Annotated in this window: 2 protein-coding genes and 1 pseudogene; 1 reads left to right on the top strand and 2 read right to left on the bottom strand. The window is 65.0% G+C overall.

The features are described 5' to 3' along the window. The first annotated feature begins 23 nt into the window (after positions 1-23). Entirely contained in the window at positions 24-383 is a 360-nt protein-coding gene (locus A3728_RS19020) for a type IV secretion system protein (RefSeq protein ID WP_443069439.1), read from the top strand. Here A3728_RS19020 and A3728_RS19015 read toward each other — a convergent pair. Next, positions 347-979 (bottom strand): annotated as a pseudogene (locus A3728_RS19015) (type IV secretion system protein); the annotation flags it as partial. The gene A3728_RS19020 and the pseudogene A3728_RS19015 sit on opposite strands and share 37 nt — an antisense overlap. Beyond that, the coding region (locus A3728_RS19010) for a hypothetical protein (RefSeq protein WP_067927491.1) at positions 980-1,272 on the bottom strand (293 nt) is incomplete at its 5' end. It abuts the pseudogene before it with no gap.

The raw sequence follows: 1,272 nt of genomic DNA, 5'->3' as shown, positions 1-1,272 counted from the left end.
TCCCCGACTCAGTTGGCGCCTCGATCCTGGCGCTCACCGGCTCGGGCGACGAGGCCGGGGTCTATGAGAGCCTAGACAACATGGTCGCCCGCATCACCGCCTATGGCGACACGATCGGAGACCGCGCGGGCTGGGTTTTCGGGGCGGTCCTGGGTGCCATTTTCTTTGTCCTTTCCGCCGTTTTTGCCGCCGTCACTGCCGGCATCATCGCCTTCGCCCGCATCGTCTTCGCGCTGATGATCGTGATCGCCCCCTTCATGATCGTGACCTCGCTTTTCAAACCAACCCAGTCCCTCTTCGAGGCCTGGACCCGCGCCACCATCGGCTATGCCCTCATGCCGGTCGCCGCAGCCCCGGCTGCGGCGACCGGCATGAGGGCATAGCCGATGGTGGCGCGGGTCCAGGCCTCGAAGAGGGACTGGGTTGGTTTGAAAAGCGAGGTCACGATCATGAAGGGGGCGATCACGATCATCAGCGCGAAGACGATGCGGGCGAAGGCGATGATGCCGGCAGTGACGGCGGCAAAAACGGCGGAAAGGACAAAGAAAATGGCACCCAGGACCGCCCCGAAAACCCAGCCCGCGCGGTCTCCGATCGTGTCGCCATAGGCGGTGATGCGGGCGACCATGTTGTCTAGGCTCTCATAGACCCCGGCCTCGTCGCCCGAGCCGGTGAGCGCCAGGATCGAGGCGCCAACTGAGTCGGGGACCTGCGTGACGATGTTATAGATGACGCTGAAATTGTCCCAGCTCTGTGCGAATATGCCCACGAGCGCGACTTTCATCCCGAAGGCAAAGCCGGTGCCGAAGGGCAGGGGGCGGAGTTGCATCACCACGTTGATNCCGAGGAGCACGACGAGGAGCGCGGCCCCGGCGGAGATCACGTCGCCGACCGCGCCCGCCGAGGAGACGAACCCGTCCTGCGCCACGGTATCCACCGCCGCATCGATCTGGCTCAGGATGTCCCGAATGACGCCCATCTATTCCGCACAGGCCTCCACAACTTGCGCCTCGAGCGCGTCGGCCTGCGCGTAGAGATCGAGCACCTTGAAGGGCAGGCGCGGGTTGTCCGAGGTCTGGAACCGGGGCAGGGCGTCAAGCGCCTGATCCCAGGTGAACTGATCCAGCAGGCAGGTACAGGTTTCCGAGGCAAGCGCCTCCTCGGCAATCAGGATGCGCAGGATCGCGCGGTAGCCATTGCGCAGATAGGCAGTCTCGGCCAGATCGGCAGAGGCCTTCGGGGCACGGCAGGCGTCGGCCTCGTCCCGCGCGA

It is taken from the genome of Sulfitobacter sp. HI0040 (genome assembly GCF_001634885.1).
In the GTDB taxonomy this organism is placed as follows: domain Bacteria; phylum Pseudomonadota; class Alphaproteobacteria; order Rhodobacterales; family Rhodobacteraceae; genus Sulfitobacter.
Note: the sequence above shows the minus strand (reverse complement) of the source record. Positions and strands in the feature narration are given on the sequence as shown.